The following is a 362-nucleotide window of genomic DNA, read 5'->3' as shown; positions in this document are numbered from 1 at the left end:
GTCTTGGGTGGACGTGCTATGGAAATCGTAGAAAACGAAGAAGATCTTCGTTCTTACATGCGTACCGCTGTTAAGGCCAGTCCAGACCATCCTGTTCTTGTCGATTCTTATATCGTTGGGCAGGAGTGTGAAGTGGATGCGATTTCTGATGGGAAGGATGTTCTCATTCCAGGAATTATGGAACACATCGAACGTGCCGGAGTCCATTCTGGTGACTCTATGGCCGTTTACCCACCACAAACCTTGTCTAAAAAGGTACAGGAAACTATCGCAGACTACACCAAACGCCTAGCAATCGGCCTAAACTGTCTTGGTATGATGAATATTCAATTTGTCATTAAGGATGAGACCGTTTATGTTAT

At 44.8% G+C, this 362-nt stretch carries 1 protein-coding gene; it reads left to right on the top strand.

Annotated features, from left to right (window positions below; genetic code table 11):
• A partial coding sequence (locus SORDD16_RS10150; RefSeq protein WP_128973520.1) for an ATP-binding protein occupies positions 1-362 on the top strand: 362 nt, incomplete at both ends.

The organism is Streptococcus oralis, assembly GCF_001578945.1.
Lineage (GTDB): Bacteria > Bacillota > Bacilli > Lactobacillales > Streptococcaceae > Streptococcus > Streptococcus oralis_Q.
Note: the sequence above shows the minus strand (reverse complement) of the source record. Positions and strands in the feature narration are given on the sequence as shown.